The sequence below is a fragment of the Limnohabitans lacus genome (assembly GCF_030053395.1).
In the GTDB taxonomy this organism is placed as follows: domain Bacteria; phylum Pseudomonadota; class Gammaproteobacteria; order Burkholderiales; family Burkholderiaceae_C; genus Limnohabitans_A; species Limnohabitans_A lacus.
In genome coordinates this window covers 28,599-45,245 of the sequence record NZ_JASGBH010000013.1, presented here as the reverse complement: position 1 = coordinate 45,245, position 16,647 = coordinate 28,599, and the positions used below count along the sequence as shown (strand labels likewise).

Here is a 16,647-nt window from a genome sequence, read left to right as displayed (position 1 = left end):
ATGAGCCGAGCTTTCAATTTCTCGGCCGGCCCGGCCGTCATGCCCGAAGAGGTCTTGCAGCAAGCCGCAGCCGAAATGCTGGACTGGCATGGCTCGGGCATGAGCGTGATGGAAATGAGCCACCGCGGCAAGGAGTTCATCAGCATTTACGAGCAGGCCGAATCCGACCTGCGCGAATTGCTGGCCGTGCCTGCGAACTTCAAGATCTTGTTCATGCAAGGCGGTGGCTTGGCCGAAAACGCCATCGTGCCGATGAACCTGTCGCAAGGCGGCGCGGTCGATTTCGTCTTGACCGGTAGCTGGAGCCAGAAGTCGCAAAAAGAAGCGGGCAAATACGCGACTTCGCGTGTCGCGGCTTCTGCGCAAGCCGACGGCTTCACATCCCTGCCCTCGCCTGCCAGCTGGCACATCGGCGCAGACAGCCGTTATGTGCACATCTGCAGCAACGAAACCATCCACGGCGTGGAGTTCCACGAGCTGCCCGACCTGAAGGCCTTGGGTTGCGATGCGCCCTTGGTGGTGGACTTTTCTTCGCACGTGGCCTCGCGCCCGGTCGACTGGTCCCGTGTGGGCCTGGCTTTTGGGGGTGCGCAAAAGAACCTGGGCCCCGCTGGCCTGACCTTGGTCATCGTGCGCGAAGACCTGATCGGCCGCGCCATGCCGCATTGCCCCAGCGCCTTTGACTACAAGCTGGTGAACGACAACCAGTCGATGTACAACACCCCGCCCACCTACAGCATTTACATCGCGGGCCTGGTGTTCCAGTGGCTCAAAAAGCATGGCGGCATCGCGGCCATGGAGCAGCGCAACATCGCCAAAGCCCAGCTGCTCTACGACTGTCTGGACAACTCAGCGCTGTACGTCAACAAAGTGGACAAGGCCTGCCGCTCGCGCATGAACGTGCCCTTCTTCTTGCTTGACGAATCGCGCAACGACGCGTTTTTGGCCGGCGCCAAAGCACGCGGTTTGTTGCAGCTCAAGGGCCACAAGTCGGTCGGCGGCATGCGCGCCAGCATCTACAACGCCATGCCTTTGGCGGGCGTGCAAGCGCTGGTGGACTACCTGCGCGAATTTGAAAAAACACAGGCTTAACGCCCCAAGGACCATGAGCCAACAACCTATCCAGTCCGAAGCGCTGGGCGCTTTGCGTGTGCAAATCGACTCGCTGGACAAGCAATTGCTGCAACTGCTGAACGACCGCGCCAAAGTGGCCGAGCAGGTCGGTGAAATCAAACGCGCCGAAGGCTCGCCCTTCTTTCGCCCGGACCGGGTGGCCCAGGTCATCGACAAAATCACCCAAGCCAACCCCGGCCCGCTGAAAAACGAACACATCGCCTCGATTTGGCGCGAAATCATGTCGGCCTGCCTGGCCCTCGAAGCGCCACAGCGCGTGGCCGTGTTGGGCCCCCAAGGCACGTTTTGCGAGCAGGCTGCGATTGAATTTTTTGGCAGCGCCGCCAACCTGATTTACTGCGCCAACTTCGATGAAGTCTTCCACGCCACCGCTGCGGGCACGGCCCAATACGGCGTGGTCGGCATGGAAAACTCCACCGAAGGCGTGGTCGCCCGCTCGCTCGATTTGTTCCTGCGCTCGCCCGTGCATGTGGTGGGCGAAGTCAGCTTGCAAGTGCGCTTCAATTTGCTGCGCCAACTCAATTCGGACGCCGGCATCGAGGTCGTGATGGCCCACCCCCAGGCTTTGGCCCAGTGCCAAGGCTGGCTGTCCAAGCACCTGCCGCACGTGGAGCGACGTGCCGTGTCGAGCAATGCCGAAGGCGCCCGCTTGGCGGCCTCCAACCCCGCTTGGGCCGCTTTGGCCAGCGAACGTGCCGCCAGCCAGTTTGGCTTGCACATCGTGCACCACGCCATCCAAGACGAGGCTTTCAACCGCACCCGCTTCGCCGTCATTTCGCTGCCCCAAACCCTGGCCACCCCCCCCGCTTCGGGCAAGGACTGCACCAGCTTGGTGGTGTCGGTGCCCAACCGCCCGGGTGCGGTGCACGACTTGCTGGTCCCGCTCAAAAACAACGGCGTGTCCATGACCCGATTCGAGTCGCGCCCGGCCAAATCGGGCCAGTGGGAGTACTACTTCTACATCGACCTGCAAGGCCACATCAGCGAACCCCATGTGGCCGCAGCCCTGCAAGAGCTGCAAGGCCTGTGCGCGTTTTACAAGGTGCTGGGTTCTTACCCCGTCTCAGAATGAATTTCCAACGCCTGGCCCTGATTGGCTGCGGCCTGATGGGCGGCTCGTTTGCGCTCGCCCTGCGCGAAGCCGGTTTGGTGCAAACCATCGCAGGCTTCAGCGCCTCCGAAAAAACCCGCCAACGCGCCCTTGAATTGAAGGTCATCGACCAGGCCTGCAACAGCGTGGCCGAGGCCGTACAAGGCGCCGACCTGGTGCTGCTGGCCGTGCCCGTGGGCGCCATGCAGGCCAGCTTTGCCGCCATGCGCGATGTGCTGCCTGCCAACGCTTTGCTGATGGATGTGGGCTCGACCAAATGCGATGTGATCGCCGCTGCCCAAGCCGCTTTGGGCGAGCGCCTGAGTTGCTTTGTGCCGGCGCACCCGATTGCAGGCAAAGAGGTCGCGGGCATCGAACACGCCGAGGCCTCACTCTACAAAGAACGCCGCACCATCCTCACGCCGTTGCCCAAAACCAGCATCCACCGCATGCAAGCCGCGCACGATGTGTGGGCCGCCATGGGCAGCCATGTGAGCACCATGACACCCGAAGCGCACGACGCCACCTTTGCAGCCGTGAGCCACCTCCCCCATATGCTGGCCTTTGCCGCTGTGAATGCTTTGACAGCGCAACCACAAGGCGCAGCCTTTCTGGAAATGGCTGGCCCGGGCTTTCGAGATTTTTCGCGCATCGCTGCCTCAGATGCTTCGGTGTGGCGCGACATTTTGAGCGCCAACCACGTCGAAGTGCTGGCCCAAGTGGCGCACTTTCGCACAGCCCTCGACCAATTTGAAAACGCCTTGAAGCAAGGCGACAACGCTGCACTGCAGCAGCTGATTCAACAAGCCAGCGATGTGCGCTCGGCCTGGACCTTGCAGGCAGGCAACGCTTGCAACAAAGCCTCAGAAGACTGACCCATGTTCTCCACCGCCTTCCTTGACCTTCCTGCGCTGCAAGGCGCGTCTGGCACCGTCACCCTGCCCGGCTCCAAAAGCATCTCCAACCGCGTGCTGCTGCTCTCGGCGCTGTGCCAAGGCACCACCGTGGTCCATGACCTGCTGGACTCGGACGACACCCGCGTGATGCTGGCCGCGCTGCGCCAACTGGGCTGCGGTGTCGAGGTGCAAGGCACCACGGTGACCATCACCGGCTTGGGCGGACGTGCTTGGCCCACCGAAGCGATTGAATTTTTCATGGGCAACGCAGGCACCGCCATGCGCCCGCTCACCGCTGCACTGGCCGTGCAAGGCGGCGACTTCACCCTCAAGGGCGTGCCACGCATGCACGAGCGCCCGATTGGCGACCTGGTGGACGCCCTGCGCGAGCTGGGCTGCGCCATCGATTACCTGGGCAACGAGGGCTACCCGCCCCTGCGAGTGCGACAGCCAGCGTTGCAGCTTGACAAACCCATTCCCGTGCGCGGCGATGTGTCCAGCCAGTTCCTCACAGCGCTGTTGATGGCCCTGCCCTTGGCGTCACAAGACCGCGCCATCACCATCGAAGTGGTGGGCGAACTCATCAGCAAGCCCTACATCGAGATCACCCTCAACCTGCTCGCCCGCTACGGCATCCAGGTCGAGCGCCAAGGCTGGGAACGCTTTGTCATCCCTGCGGGCAGCCGCTACCAGTCGCCCGGCACGATCCACGTCGAAGCCGATGCGTCTTCGGCCAGCTACTTCATCGCATTGGGCGCAATTGCCAAGGGCAACGGCATCCGCATCCAGGGCGTAGGCGCCGACTCCATCCAGGGCGACATCCGCTTCATGGACGCCGCCGCCCAAATGGGCGCCAAAATCACCAGCGGTCCCAACTGGCTCGCAATCCAGCGCGGTGCTTGGCCCTTGAAAGGCATCACGCTCGACTGCAACCACATCCCCGACGCCGCCATGACATTGGCGGTGATGGCGCTGTACGCCGACGGCCCCACCACGCTGCGCAACATCGCCAGCTGGCGCGTCAAGGAAACCGACCGCATCGTGGCCATGGCCGCCGAAAGCCGCAAGCTCGGCGCCACCGTCGAAGAAGGCCCGGACTGGATCACCATCCACCCCCTGCCTGCTCAAAAATGGCAACGCGCCAGCATCCACACCTACGACGACCACCGCGTGGCCATGTGCTTCTCGCTGGCAGCTTTCAACACCGACCAAGTCCCGGTGCGCATCGAAGACCCCAAATGCGTGGCCAAGACTTTCCCCGATTATTTCGAGGCCCTGTTCTCGGTAGCGCACACAACCGCACAAAACATCCCGGTGATCTGCATCGACGGCCCCACCGCCTCGGGCAAGGGCACATTGGCCAGCCGCGTGGCTGCGCAGCTCGGCTATCACTACCTGGACTCGGGCGCGCTCTACCGCGTGACCGCCCACGCCGCACTGCAAGCGGGCCTCACGCTGGAGGCGGCCGACGAAGCCGCCATTGCAGAACTGGCCCGCCACCTGCCCGTGCGCTTTGAGGGCGAACAGGTGCTGCTCAGCAACGTGGACGTGACCGATGCGATCCGCAGCGAACAAGGCGGTATGAACGCTTCCAAAGTTTCGGTCTTGCCCGCCGTGCGCGATGCGCTGGTCGATCTGCAGCACAGCTTTCAGCGCCTGCCGGGCCTCTTGGCCGACGGCCGCGACATGGGCACCGTCATCTTCCCGAACGCCCCTTTGAAGGTTTTTTTGACCGCCAGCGCGGCCCAAAGGGCCGAAAGACGCCATAAGCAATTGATTTCTAAGGGTTTTTCGGCTAATATCGACAGTCTTCGCGCTGACTTGGAAGCGCGCGACGCCCGGGACATGTCCCGCAGCGTGGCGCCCTTGCAGCCTGCGCAAGATGCCTTGCAACTGGACAACTCGTCCTTGTCCATCGAAGCCTCGGTGGATCAGGTCCTGAACTGGTGGCAAGGCAGGCAAGTTTTTGGCGCTTGAGCGCCATCGTCTTGCAGCAGCCCGCTCATGCGGGCTGATTTGAAGGGTTCCACGTCGCTCCCCTCGTGCAGCATGCACACCGGCTTCGTGGATTTTGCTAACCAACCGCGGTTCACACCGCAAACCAATCGCCACAGTCAGCTCCTGGAAACGACGCATTCCGCGTTCGTCAGTCCTGTTTGTGGATGAGGAAATCACATGTCTGAATCTTTTGCCGCCCTCTTTGAGGAATCCCTGCAACGTACCGAAATGCGCCCTGGTGAAGTCATCACCGCTGAAGTGGTGCGCATTGAACACAACTTCGTCGTGGTCAACGCCGGTCTCAAGTCCGAGTCCTACGTGCCCCTCGAAGAGTTCAAGAACGACCAGGGTGAAGTCGAAGTCCAGGTCGGCGACTTTGTCTCGGTGGCCATCGGCTCCATCGAAAACGGCTACGGCGACACCATCCTGAGCCGCGACACTGCCAAGCGTTTGGCTTCGTGGATGTCTCTGGAAAAAGCGCTGGAATCCGGCGAATTCGTCACCGGCACCACCAGCGGCAAAGTCAAGGGTGGCCTGACCGTTTTGGTCAACGGCATCCGCGCTTTCTTGCCCGGTTCTTTGGTCGACACACGTCCTACCAAAGACCTGTCTCCCTATGAGAACAAGACCCTGGAATTCAAGGTCATCAAGCTCGACCGCAAGCGCAACAACGTCGTGTTGTCACGCCGTGCCGTGGTGGAAGCGTCCATGGGCGAAGAGCGCGCCAAACTGATGGAAACCCTGCGCGAAGGCTCCATCGTCAATGGCGTGGTCAAGAACATCACCGAATACGGTGCGTTCGTGGACCTGGGCGGCATCGACGGTTTGCTGCACATCACCGACATGGCATGGCGCCGTGTTCGTCACCCATCCGAAGTGGTGACAGCGGGTCAAGAAATCACCGCCAAGATCCTGAAGTTCGACACCGAGAAAAACCGCGTGTCCTTGGGTCTGAAGCAAATGGGCGACGACCCATGGATGGGCGTGAACCGCCGCTACCCACAAGGCACCCGCATGTTCGGCAAGATCACCAACATCGCCGACTACGGCGCGTTTGTGGAACTCGAACCCGGCATCGAAGGCTTGGTGCACGTGTCTGAAATGGACTGGACCAACAAGAACGTGGCCCCTTCCAAGATCGTGGCTCTGGGCGACGAAGTCGAAGTCATGGTCCTCGAGATCGACGAAGACAAGCGCCGCATCAGCTTGGGCATGAAGCAGTGTCGTGCCAACCCATGGCAAGAGTTTGCTCAGAACACCAAGCGCGGCGACCGCGTGAAGGGCCCGATCAAGTCGATCACCGACTTCGGCGTGTTCGTGGGCTTGGCTGCCGGCATCGACGGCCTGGTGCACCTGTCCGACCTGTCTTGGAACGAGTCCGGCGAAAACGCCGTGCGCGAATTCAAGAAGGGTCAAGAAGTCGAGGCTTTGGTCTTGGCTGTGGACGTGGACCGCGAGCGCATCTCCTTGGGCATCAAGCAACTGGACTCCGATCCATTCACGACCTTCACCTCTGTCAACGACAAGGGCCAGATCGTGACCGGCAAGGTCAAGACTGTGGATGCCAAGGGCGCTGAAATCGACCTGGGCGAAGACATCGTGGGTTACCTGCGCGTGTCCGAAATCTCCCGCGACCGCGTGGAAGATGCCAGCCAAGTGCTCAAAGTCGGCGACGAAGTGACCGCTGTGGTGGTGAACGTGGATCGCAAGACCCGCAACATCCAGTTGTCGATCAAAGCCAAAGACGCTGCCGACCAGCAAGAAGCCATGGCTTCGCTGAGCCAACAGTCTGCCCGCGAAAACGCCGGCACCACCAGCCTGGGCGCTTTGTTGCGCGCCAAGTTGGACAACAACTGATCGTTGTTGGACCGATAGACAGCTGCTGTCTGTGAAAGCCTGCCCCTGTGATGGGGGCAGGCTTTTTTCAGAGCTCTGCAGATGACTTGTATACAAGAAGACCCCCATGACACGCTCCGATCTGGTTGAAGAATTGGCCGCGCGCTTTGCGCAGTTGACCCACCGTGACGCCGAACTGGCCGTCAAAACGGTGCTGGACGCGATGAGCGATGCCCTGGTGCGTGGACACCGCATCGAGATCCGTGGATTTGGCAGCTTCTCGATCAACCGCCGCCCCCCTCGCATCGGCCGCAATCCGCGCTCGGGCGAAAGCGTGCACATCCCCGAAAAACGGGTCCCCCATTTCAAACCCGGCAAAGCTTTGCGCGAGGCCGTCGACGCCGGCACGGCCAGCGCCAAAGACAAGGCCTGAACGGCTGCGCCGTTCGCACCCGCACCCTCGCGGGAAAGCCCCCCGTTAGAATGTTTGCAGCTTCCCGAGGTTCCTCATGAAACGTCTGCTTCGGCTGCTTCAGTGGCTACTGAAAGCGGCGGTTTTTTTCACACTCTTCGCTTTCGCGCTGAACAACCAGCAAGAAACGCGCGTCAATTTCTTTTTTGGCACCTACTGGGCAGCGCCCACCGTGTTGGTGGTGTTGTCGGCCTTCACGCTGGGCGTGGTGGTTGGCGTGCTGGGCATGGTGCCGCGCTGGTGGCGACATCGCCAAGCGGCCAAAATCAACGCCAAGCCCTCCCCCGAGGTGAGCCCCACGCCCGAGACACCGCATGGAACTTGATCTGACCTGGATATTGCTGGGCTTGCCCATGGCTTTTGGCTTGGGCTGGCTGGCTTCTCGCCTGGACCTGCGCCAGCTGCGCATCGCCAACCGCCAAGCACCGCGTGCCTATTTCAAAGGCCTGAACTACCTGCTCAACGAACAGCAAGACCAGGCCATCGACGCGTTCATCGAAGCCGTCCAAAACGACCCCGACACCTCCGAGCTGCACTTCGCGCTGGGCAACCTGTTTCGCCGCCGTGGTGAATACGACCGCGCCGTGCGCGTGCACGAGCACCTGCTGTCTCGCGCCGACCTGAGCCAGGCCGACCGCCAGCGTGCACAGCATGGCCTGGCCCTGGACTACCTCAAAGCCGGGCTGCTCGACCGTGCCGAGGAAGCCTTGCGCAAGCTCGAAGGCACCCCTTACGAAGGCCAGGCACGCCTGGCCCGATTGGCCATCTATGAGCGCTCGCGTGAGTGGCCCGAAGCCGCACGCGTGGCCCACTTGCTGGAGAACTCCGGCGAAGCCAACTTCAGCGTGCGCATGGCCCATTACCTGTGCGAGCAAGCGCGTGAAGCCGTGCAACAAGGCGATGCGGCCAAGGCTTTGCAGCTGCTGGCCCAAGCAACCCAAAACGCCCCCGAGGCACCCCGGCCCCGCATCTTGCTCGGCCAGTTGCAATTGGCCCAAGGCCAGGCCCAAGCCGCCTTTGACACCTTGCGTGATTTGTTTGCACGCCAAGACGCGGCGGCGCCCTTGGCTGCCGCCAGCTTGGTCAAAGCCGCCCAAGCGGCCGGCCAGTCGGCGCAAGCGCTCAGCGCCTTGCAGGCTTTTTATGCCCAGCAGCCTTGCATCGATGTGCTCGAAGCCATGACCACCTTGGCCCCGAACGAGCCCGCCGAGCAGGCCGCCTCTCACCAGCGCTACCTGGACCATCTGCAAAAACAGCCTTCCCTCATGGCGGCCTCGCGTTGGCTCAATGGGCAGACCGATCGGGCACCCTTGCCCGCGCCTGTGCAAAAGGCGCTGGAAAACGCCACCCGCCCCTTGGCACGTTACCGCTGCGCAGCTTGCGGCTTTGAAGCCAAAGAGCACTTCTGGCACTGCCCCGGCTGCCAAGCCTGGGACAGCTACCCCCCGCGCCGCGTCGAAGAACTTTGATGCCATTTTGAAACAAATGGTTTCAAGAAAGCCCTGATCTACCCTTTACCGACAAGACGCCCGCTCAGACAATCGCTGTGTCTTGCAGACAACCGGTTCATCGGTACCAGGGAGGGGCTTCACATGATCCCAAAAACAACAGCTGTGCTGGTGACCGGTTTGTTTGCCGGACTTTGCTTTGCGCAAATCGAGCTGAACCAAGCCACCGAAATCGAGCTTGACGGCCTCAAAGGCATCGGCCCCGCCACCACACGCCAAGTGCTGGCCGAGCGCCAGAAAACCCCCTTCAAAGACTGGTCCGATGTTCTTGCGCGCATCCGGGGCTTAGGTGCCCATAAGGCCGCCCAATTGTCCGATCAAGGCTTGCGCGTGCAAGGCGAGCCGTTTGCGCCAGTCAGCACAATCCCTGAATCCGGCAAGCAGCCACGAAAGTGATTGGTCGCCCGCTTGCCTTATGGCGAGCCAAAGCCCCCACCGCCTGGGGTGTGGATTTCAAACACATCGCCCACTTGCATTTCGACCTGCCCAATGTGGCCATGCACCTGGACGCTGCCATCGCTGCGCACCACCTGGTTGATGCCCGGCAAGCCCGGCTGGCCACCGGCCATGCCATAAGCCGGATAGATCCTGCCATTGGACAAAATGCCCGCCGTCATCGGCTCCAGAAAGCGCACCCGGCGCACACCGCCGTCACCGCCGCGCCAGCGCCCCTTACCGCCCGAGCCCTGGCGGATGGCGTAGCTTTCCAAGCGCACCGGGAAGCGGAACTCCAGCACCTCGGGGTCGGTCAAGCGTGAATTGGTCATGTGGGTTTGCACCACCGAGGTGCCCGCAAAACCGCCCACCAGCGCACCTTGCGCGTCGTAACGTCCGCCCGCACCGCTGCCGCCCGAAATGGTTTCGTAATACTGCACGCGGGCGTTGCCGAAGGTGAAGTTGTTCATGGTCGGCTGGCTGCCCGCCATCACACCCAATGCGCCAAACAAGGCGTTGGTGATGCAGGTCGAAGTTTCCACATTGCCCGCCACCACCGACGCCGGCGGGTTGGGGTTGAGCATGGAGCCTGCGGGCACGATGACTTTCAGTGGCTTCAAACACCCAGCATTCAGAGGAATGTCGTCATTCACCAAGCTGCGGAACACGTACAGCACCGCCGCCATGCACACCGCCCGTGGGGCGTTGAAGTTGTTGGCCAGCTGCGCACTGGTGCCGGTGAAGTCGATCTCGGCCGTGCGCTCTTGCGCATTGACGCGCACCGCCACCTGGATCTGCGCGCCGTTGTCCAGCGGCAAGGTGAAGGCACCGTCTTTCAGGCGCGTGATCACGCGGCGCACGGATTCTTCGGCGTTGTCCTGCACATGGCGCATGTAAGCCTGCACCACGTCCAGGCCAAACTGCTCCACCATGCGGCGTAATTCCTGCACACCTTTTTCGTTGGCTGCGATCTGGGCCTTGAGGTCGGCCATGTTCTGCTGCGGGTTGCGCGAGGGGTATTCACCGCTTTGCAGCAGCGCCACCATCTCGGCCTCGCGCAAGTGGCCAGCATCGACCAGCTTGAAGTTGTCGATCTGCACGCCTTCTTCTTCGATGCGCGTCGAAAACGGCGGCATGGAGCCTGGCGTCAAGCCGCCCACATCGGCATGGTGGCCGCGTGAACCGACATAAAACACGGGGTCTGTGTGGCCGTCCAGATAAACGGGCGTGATGACGGTGATGTCGGGCAAATGCGTGCCACCGTGGTACGGGTCGTTCAGCACGAACACATCGCCCGGCTGCATGCGGCCTTTGTTCTCTTGGATCACGGTTTGGATGCTCTCGCCCATCGAGCCCAGGTGCACCGGCATGTGCGGTGCATTGGCAATCAAATGGCCTTCGGCGCTGAACAAAGCGCAAGAGAAGTCCAGCCGCTCTTTGATGTTGACCGAGTAGGCCGTGTTTTGCAGCTGCAGCCCCATTTGCTCGGCGATGTTCATGAACAGGTTGTTGAACACCTCCAGCAGCACCGGGTCGGCCTGCGTGCCTGCGGCGTGCTGCACCGCCCGCGCCTGCACGCGCACCAACAGCAAATGGTCCAAAGCCGTCAATCGCGCCTGCCAGCCAGCTTCCACCACGGTGGTGGCGTTTTTCTCGGCAATGATGGCCGGGCCGTCGATCACATCGCCGGGGCGCATGTCTTCGCGCACCACCAAGGCGGCGCTTTGCCACTGGGCCACGCCTTGTGCGTTGGCTGCGTACACCTGCACCGTGTCGCGGCGCGGCACCTCGCGCTCAGCGTTCAGCGCATGCACAGCCTCTTCGGGCGCATCGCCAGGCAGCACCGCCTCGACCGACACCGCTTCGACCACCAAAGCCTTGCCCTGCATCAAGAAGGCAAAGCGCTGGCGATAAGCCGCTTCAAAACCCGCCACCAATTGGGTCTGGTCGCCCCAAGGTACGACCAGCGCCGAGTCGGTGCCTTCGTAGCGCAAATGCACGCGTTGGCGCAGCTCAATGCGGTCGACACTTGAGGCCTCTGCACCCATTTGCGCCAGCAAGGCTTGGCGCGTGGTCTCGCCCAAGGCCTGCAAGCGCTCGGCCATCCAGGGCATGGCCGCCGCCTCCAGACGGCGCTCGATGGATTCCTCGCGCATCACGTTCTGGTCGGCCAGGCCCATGCCATAGGCCGACAGCACACCTGCCAGCGGGTGCACCAGCACCTGCTGCATGCCCAAGGCATCGGCCACCAAGCAGGCGTGTTGCCCGCCCGCACCGCCAAAGCACTGCAAGGTGTAACGCGTCACGTCGTAGCCGCGTGCCACCGAAATTTTCTTGATGGCATTGGCCATCTGCTGCACCGCGATCTGGATGAAGCCATGCGCCACGTCCTCGGCGGCGCGGCCGGTTTGTGCGGCCAGTTTTGCAAAATGCCCGCGCACCACTTCAGCATCCAATGGCTGGTTGGCATCGGGCCCAAACACCGAAGGGAAAAACTTCGGCTGCACCTTGCCCACCATCACGTTCGCATCGGTCACGGCCAGCGGTCCGCCTCGGCGGTAGCTGGCCGGGCCGGGGTTGGCACCTGCGCTTTGCGGGCCCACTCGAAACCGCGCCCCGTCATAGGCCAGCAGCGAGCCACCGCCCGCAGCCACGGTGTGGATGCTCATCATGGGGGCACGCATGCGCACCCCCGCCACTTGGGTTTCAAACTCGCGCTCGAACTGCCCTGCAAAGTGCGACACATCGGTGGACGTGCCGCCCATGTCAAAGCCAATCACCTTGTCGTGCCCCGCCAACTGCGCCGTGCGGGCCATGCCCACGATACCGCCCGCCGGGCCGCTCAAGATGGCGTCTTTGCCCGCGAACACCTGCGCGTCAGTCAAGCCGCCCGAGGACTGCATGAACATCAGTTTCACGCCCGGCATCTCGGATGCGACCTGGTTCACATAGCGCCCCAAAATCGGCGACAGGTAGGCATCGACCACCGTGGTGTCACCCCGGCTGACCAGCTTCATCATCGGGCTGGTCTGGTGCGAGGTGCTGACCTGCGTAAAGCCCACCTCACGCGCCAGGCGCGCTGCGGCCTGCTCGTGCGCCGTGTGCCGCCAGCCGTGCATGAAGACCACGGCCACCGATCGCAAACCTTGGGCGTGCCAATGGGCCAATTGGGCACGCAAATGCGCTTCATCCAGAGGCTGCAAGACCTCGCCATCCACCGCCACGCGTTCTTGCGCCTCGACCACCGCGCTGTAGAGCAACTCGGGCAGCACGATCTGCCGATCAAACAAACGCGGGCGGTTTTGGTAGGCGATGCGCAGCGCGTCGCCAAAACCTTGCGTGCTCACCAGCAAGGTGGCCTCGCCCTTGCGCTCCAGCAGCGCATTGGTCGCCACCGTGGTGCCCATCTTGACGCACTCGACCTGCTCAGGGGTGACCGGTTCACCGGCTTTCAGGCCCAGCAAATGGCGGATGCCCGCCACCGCCGCATCGCGGTACTGCTCAGGATTTTCAGAGAGCAGCTTGTGTGTGACCAAGGTGCCGTCGGGCCGCTTGCCCACCACATCGGTGAAGGTGCCGCCCCGATCGATCCAAAATTGCCAGCGGTTTTTGCCTGGGGTGGGGTTGCTTGCTTCGCTCATCGCTTGCCTCTGTTTTACAAAGATGCGGCAGCACGCGCCGCCTGGTCGTACATGCCCGACAGCACACGCAGCAATCGGGCCAACTCGCCAATGTCACGGTTCAGACCATCGTCGGCCTTGAGCGCGTCGATCAAGCAGCTCTCGCGGATTTCGCGGTAGCGCTGCACAAATTGACGTCCCTCGTCGGTGGCGGCATAGGTCACTTCCTTGCCGTTCTTTTGCGAAGCCACCACGCCCAGACCTTGCAGTTTTTTGAGGGCGTAATTCACCAAATGGGTGTCTTCGATGTTCATGATGAAACAGATGTCGGCCAGCCGTTTGTCGCGGGCGCGGTGCGTCACGTGGTGCAGCACCAGCACATCCAGCGGCGTCAGGTCTTTGAGGCCCGCCGCGCTCATGCAGTGCACGATCCAACGGTGAAACGCGTTGCCCGCCACGATCAAGCCGAACTCGAACTCGCTCATCTGGGCGCTGTCGGGCGAGACCAAATGGGCCGAAGACACGATGGGGCTGGCGGCTTTGTTGGGGGCTGAGTGTTTGCTGGGCATGGGCGCACGCGTTGGGGTCAATGGAGAGAAAGTCTAGTCGCCATCATGACAATTTGCCAACAATTTGTTGACATTAAGGGAAAGCCCCGATCCCAAGCACCGGCAACTTGCCTACAGTGAACAGCAGCCCGATGCACCACCCGCGTGCACTTCACAGGCACAGCTTTTGCTGTGCTGCATGGCTTGGTCCCACCCACTCAGGAGTTTTCATGAAACGTCGCGCCCTCCACCTCAGCCTGCTGGCTGGCTTGCTCGCTGTCTCCGGTTTTGTCTCGGCCCAAACCAAATGGGACCTGCCCGCCGCCTACCCGGCCACCAACTTCCATTCGCTGAACCTGGCCCAGTTCGCCACCGATGTGGACAAGGCGTCTGGTGGCAAGCTCAAGATCACGGTGCACGCCAACGCGTCCCTGTTCAAAGCGCCCGAGATCAAGCGCGCCGTGCAAGGTGGTCAAGCCCAAGCCGGTGAAATCTTGTTGGCCAACTTCAGCAACGAGTGGCCGATTTACGCCGCCGACGGCCTGCCCTTCTTGGCCGACAGCTACGACGAAGGCATGAAGCTCTACAAGGCCCAAAAGCCCTTGATGGAAAAGAAACTGGCCGAGCAAGGCATGGTGCTGCTGTACTCGGTGGCCTGGCCACCCCAAGGCATTTACAGCAAAAAACCCCTCAACAGCGCGGCCGACCTCAAGGGCATCAAGTGGCGCTCATACAGCCCATCGACCGCCCGAATTGCCGAGCTGGTGGGCGCGCAGCCCGTCACGGTGCAGGCCGCTGAATTCACCCAAGCCCTGGCCACCGGTGTGGTCGAGTCGACCATGACATCGGGCGCCACCGGCGTGGACAGCAAGCTCTACGAACACCTCAAGTACTACTACGACGTGCAGGCCTGGTTGCCCAAGAACGCGGTGATCGCCAACAAGAAGGCCTTTGACGCGCTCGACAAGCCCACACAAGACGCCGTGATGAAAGCCGCTGCCGACGCCGAGAGCCGTGGCTGGAGCGAATCGCGCAAAGTCAACGACACCACTTTGGCTACCCTCAAGGCCAACGGCATGACCGTCACCGCCCCCTCGGCGCAACTCAAAGCCGACATGGCCAAGGTGGGTGACACCATGCTCAAGGAATGGCTGGAGAAATCCGGCGCCGAGGGCAAAGCCCTGGTCGATGCCTACAACAAGAAATAAGCCCGCATGAACGCCAGCAGCACAGGCAGCGCCAGCTTCGGCCGGCGCTTTTTGGACGGTTTGTACCTGTTGGGGGGCAACCTGGCCGCCCTGTGCGTGCTGGCCATTTTGGTCTTGATGATCGGCGCTTCGGTGGGGCGCGTGTTCGAGTGGCGCGTCTCTTGGGTCAACGACATCGTGGCCTGGCTGTGCGCGGCCGCGGCCTTTTTGGGCATGGCCTACAGCTTTCGCAACGGCGACTTTGTTCGGGTGACCTTGGTGCTCGAGTCGGTGTCGGCGCCCATGCGCCGCTGGTTGGAGTTGGTCTCGTTGGCGGTGGCTGCGGTGGCCATTGGCTATTTGGGCTATTGGGCCGCACGCTTTACTTGGGAGAGCTACGAGTTCAACGACATCGCAGGCAATATGGTGGCGATCCCGATCTGGATTCCGCAAATGAGCTTTGTGATCGGCTCGTCCATTTTGGTGATCGCCGTGCTCGACGAATGCGTGTGTGTGTTCCGGGGCGGCAAGCCCAGTTATGTGGCACGTGTCGAAGAGCGGCACGCCCGTGGTGATTTTTCTGAGGAAATGTGATGGGCCTGCTGGAAATCGGAGGCCTGCTCCTCTTTTTGATGTTGCTGATGCTCAGCGGCGGCGTGTGGATCGCCATGACGCTGGCGATTGTGGGCTGGGTCGGTCAAGCCTTTTTCACCAACACCTTGCCCGGCAAAAACCTGTTTTCGTCTTTTTGGGAAACCTCGGCCAGCTGGGAACTCGCGGCCCTGCCCATGTTCATCTGGATGGGCGAAATTTTGTACCGCACCAAGCTGTCAGAGCAGATGTTCGACGGCCTCTCGCCATGGCTGTCCAAAGTGCCGGGCCGCCTGATGCACACCACCATTTTGGGTTGCGGCATTTTCGGCTCGGTGTCGGGCTCTTCGGCAGCCACCTGCGCCACGATTGCCAAAGTGGCCCTGCCCGAACTCGAAAAGCGCGGCTACGACCGCAACATCGCGCTGGGCTCTTTGGCCGCCGCCGGGGGCCTGGGCATTTTGATTCCGCCGTCCATCACCATGGTGGTGTACGCCGTGGCGGCAGACGCCAGCGTGATCCGTCTGTTTCTGGCTGGCTTTTTGCCCGGCTTTTTGCTCATGGGCCTGTTCTCGGGCTACATCATCTGGTGGAGCCTGCGCAACCCCGACAAAGTCCCGCCCCCCGAAGCACCGACCACCTTCATGGAAAAAATGCGGCGCTCGGGCAGTTTGATCCCATGCAGCTTGCTGATCGTGTTCATCGTCTGGGTGCTGGTGGCCGGCATCGCCACCGCCACCGAATGCGCGGCCTATGGCGTGCTGGGCTCGCTGGCCATTGCCGCCGCAGGCCGCAGCCTGACCTGGCAGAACTTCTGGCAAGGCCTGGTGGGCGCCACGCGGGTGAGCTGCATGATCATGTTCATCTTGGCGGGCGCGGCCTTCTTGACCAAGACCATGGCGTTTACCGGCATCCCGCGCGAGCTGGCCGAGTTTGTGCACAGCATGAACCTCTCGCCCTTTGGCCTGATTGGCGTGCTGGTGGTGGTGTATTTGATTTTGGGCACGGCGCTGGATGGCATCTCGATGATCGTGCTGACCAGCGCGGTGGTCTTGCCCATGATCCAGAAAGCCGGATTTGATCTGGTGTGGTTTGGCATCTTCATCATCATGCTGGTCGAGATCGCCGAAATCACGCCGCCCGTGGGCTTCAACCTGTTTGTGCTGCAGAACATGACCGGCATCGACAGCAACCGCATCGCCCGCGTGACCACGCCCTTTTTCGTTTGCATGATCGTGGGCATTGGCCTGATCACGGTGTTCCCGTCCATCGTCACCAGCGTGCCCGATTGGCTGATGGGTGTAGCCAAGTAAAACAGCCCCCCACTCCGGT

Annotated in this window: 14 protein-coding genes; 12 read left to right on the top strand and 2 right to left on the bottom strand. The window is 62.0% G+C overall.

Annotated elements, in window-relative coordinates:
* The 9 genes from serC to QLQ16_RS14860 all read left to right on the top strand — a co-directional run bounded on the left by serC (nt 1) and on the right by QLQ16_RS14860 (nt 9,330).
* Entirely contained in the window at nt 1-1,092 is a 1,092-nt protein-coding gene (gene serC, locus QLQ16_RS14900; protein WP_283225463.1) for a 3-phosphoserine/phosphohydroxythreonine transaminase, read from the top strand.
* Between the two features lie 13 nt (nt 1,093-1,105).
* Complete coding sequence (gene pheA, locus QLQ16_RS14895; protein WP_283225462.1) at nt 1,106-2,206, top strand: prephenate dehydratase; 1,101 nt, start codon at nt 1,106-1,108, stop codon at nt 2,204-2,206.
* Nucleotides 2,203-3,099 (top strand): prephenate dehydrogenase, encoded by an 897-nt coding sequence (locus QLQ16_RS14890; RefSeq protein ID WP_283225461.1) that lies wholly within the window; start codon nt 2,203-2,205, stop codon nt 3,097-3,099. The genes pheA and QLQ16_RS14890 overlap by 4 nt, the downstream gene beginning before the upstream one ends.
* Before the next feature lie 3 nt (nt 3,100-3,102).
* On the top strand, nt 3,103-5,097 hold the full coding sequence (locus QLQ16_RS14885) for a bifunctional 3-phosphoshikimate 1-carboxyvinyltransferase/cytidylate kinase (protein WP_283225460.1): 1,995 nt from the start codon (nt 3,103-3,105) through the stop codon (nt 5,095-5,097).
* 198 nt (nt 5,098-5,295) lie between these two features.
* Nucleotides 5,296-6,975 (top strand): 30S ribosomal protein S1, encoded by a 1,680-nt coding sequence (rpsA, locus tag QLQ16_RS14880; protein ID WP_283225459.1) that lies wholly within the window; start codon nt 5,296-5,298, stop codon nt 6,973-6,975.
* Between the two features lie 106 nt (nt 6,976-7,081).
* On the top strand, nt 7,082-7,387 hold the full coding sequence (locus QLQ16_RS14875; protein ID WP_283225458.1) for an integration host factor subunit beta: 306 nt from the start codon (nt 7,082-7,084) through the stop codon (nt 7,385-7,387).
* Nucleotides 7,388-7,463: 76 nt separating this feature from the next.
* Nucleotides 7,464-7,751, top strand: coding sequence for a lipopolysaccharide assembly protein LapA domain-containing protein (locus QLQ16_RS14870; protein ID WP_283225457.1), 288 nt, complete (start codon nt 7,464-7,466; stop codon nt 7,749-7,751).
* A complete protein-coding gene (lapB, locus tag QLQ16_RS14865; RefSeq protein ID WP_283225456.1) occupies nt 7,741-8,895 on the top strand; it encodes a lipopolysaccharide assembly protein LapB in 1,155 nt (384 codons plus the stop codon). Before QLQ16_RS14870 ends, lapB begins: the two co-directional genes overlap by 11 nt.
* 123 nt (nt 8,896-9,018) lie before the next feature.
* Nucleotides 9,019-9,330, top strand: a complete 312-nt coding sequence (locus QLQ16_RS14860) for a ComEA family DNA-binding protein (RefSeq protein ID WP_283225455.1) — start codon at nt 9,019-9,021, stop codon at nt 9,328-9,330.
* 17 nt (nt 9,331-9,347) lie between these two features.
* Here the strand turns inward: QLQ16_RS14860 and QLQ16_RS14855 are convergent, their stop codons facing one another.
* Together QLQ16_RS14855 and QLQ16_RS14850 are read right to left on the bottom strand one after the other, a co-directional pair.
* On the bottom strand, nt 9,348-13,010 hold the full coding sequence (locus QLQ16_RS14855; RefSeq protein WP_283225454.1) for a hydantoinase B/oxoprolinase family protein: 3,663 nt from the start codon (nt 13,008-13,010) through the stop codon (nt 9,348-9,350).
* A gap of 14 nt (nt 13,011-13,024) precedes the next feature.
* Entirely contained in the window at nt 13,025-13,558 is a 534-nt protein-coding gene (locus tag QLQ16_RS14850) for a winged helix DNA-binding protein (RefSeq protein WP_283225453.1), read from the bottom strand.
* Nucleotides 13,559-13,767: 209 nt separating this feature from the next.
* Between QLQ16_RS14850 and QLQ16_RS14845 the strand changes: the two genes are divergently transcribed.
* From QLQ16_RS14845 to QLQ16_RS14835, 3 genes are read left to right on the top strand one after another with little or no spacing between them, the layout of a single operon-like run.
* Complete coding sequence (locus tag QLQ16_RS14845; RefSeq protein WP_283225452.1) at nt 13,768-14,745, top strand: TRAP transporter substrate-binding protein; 978 nt, start codon at nt 13,768-13,770, stop codon at nt 14,743-14,745.
* A gap of 6 nt (nt 14,746-14,751) precedes the next feature.
* Nucleotides 14,752-15,318: a TRAP transporter small permease gene (locus tag QLQ16_RS14840; RefSeq protein ID WP_283225451.1), complete on the top strand. Its 567-nt coding sequence runs from the start codon at nt 14,752-14,754 to the stop codon at nt 15,316-15,318.
* Nucleotides 15,318-16,628, top strand: a complete 1,311-nt coding sequence (locus tag QLQ16_RS14835; RefSeq protein ID WP_283225450.1) for a TRAP transporter large permease — start codon at nt 15,318-15,320, stop codon at nt 16,626-16,628. Before QLQ16_RS14840 ends, QLQ16_RS14835 begins: the two co-directional genes overlap by 1 nt.
* Nucleotides 16,629-16,647 lie beyond the last annotated feature (19 nt).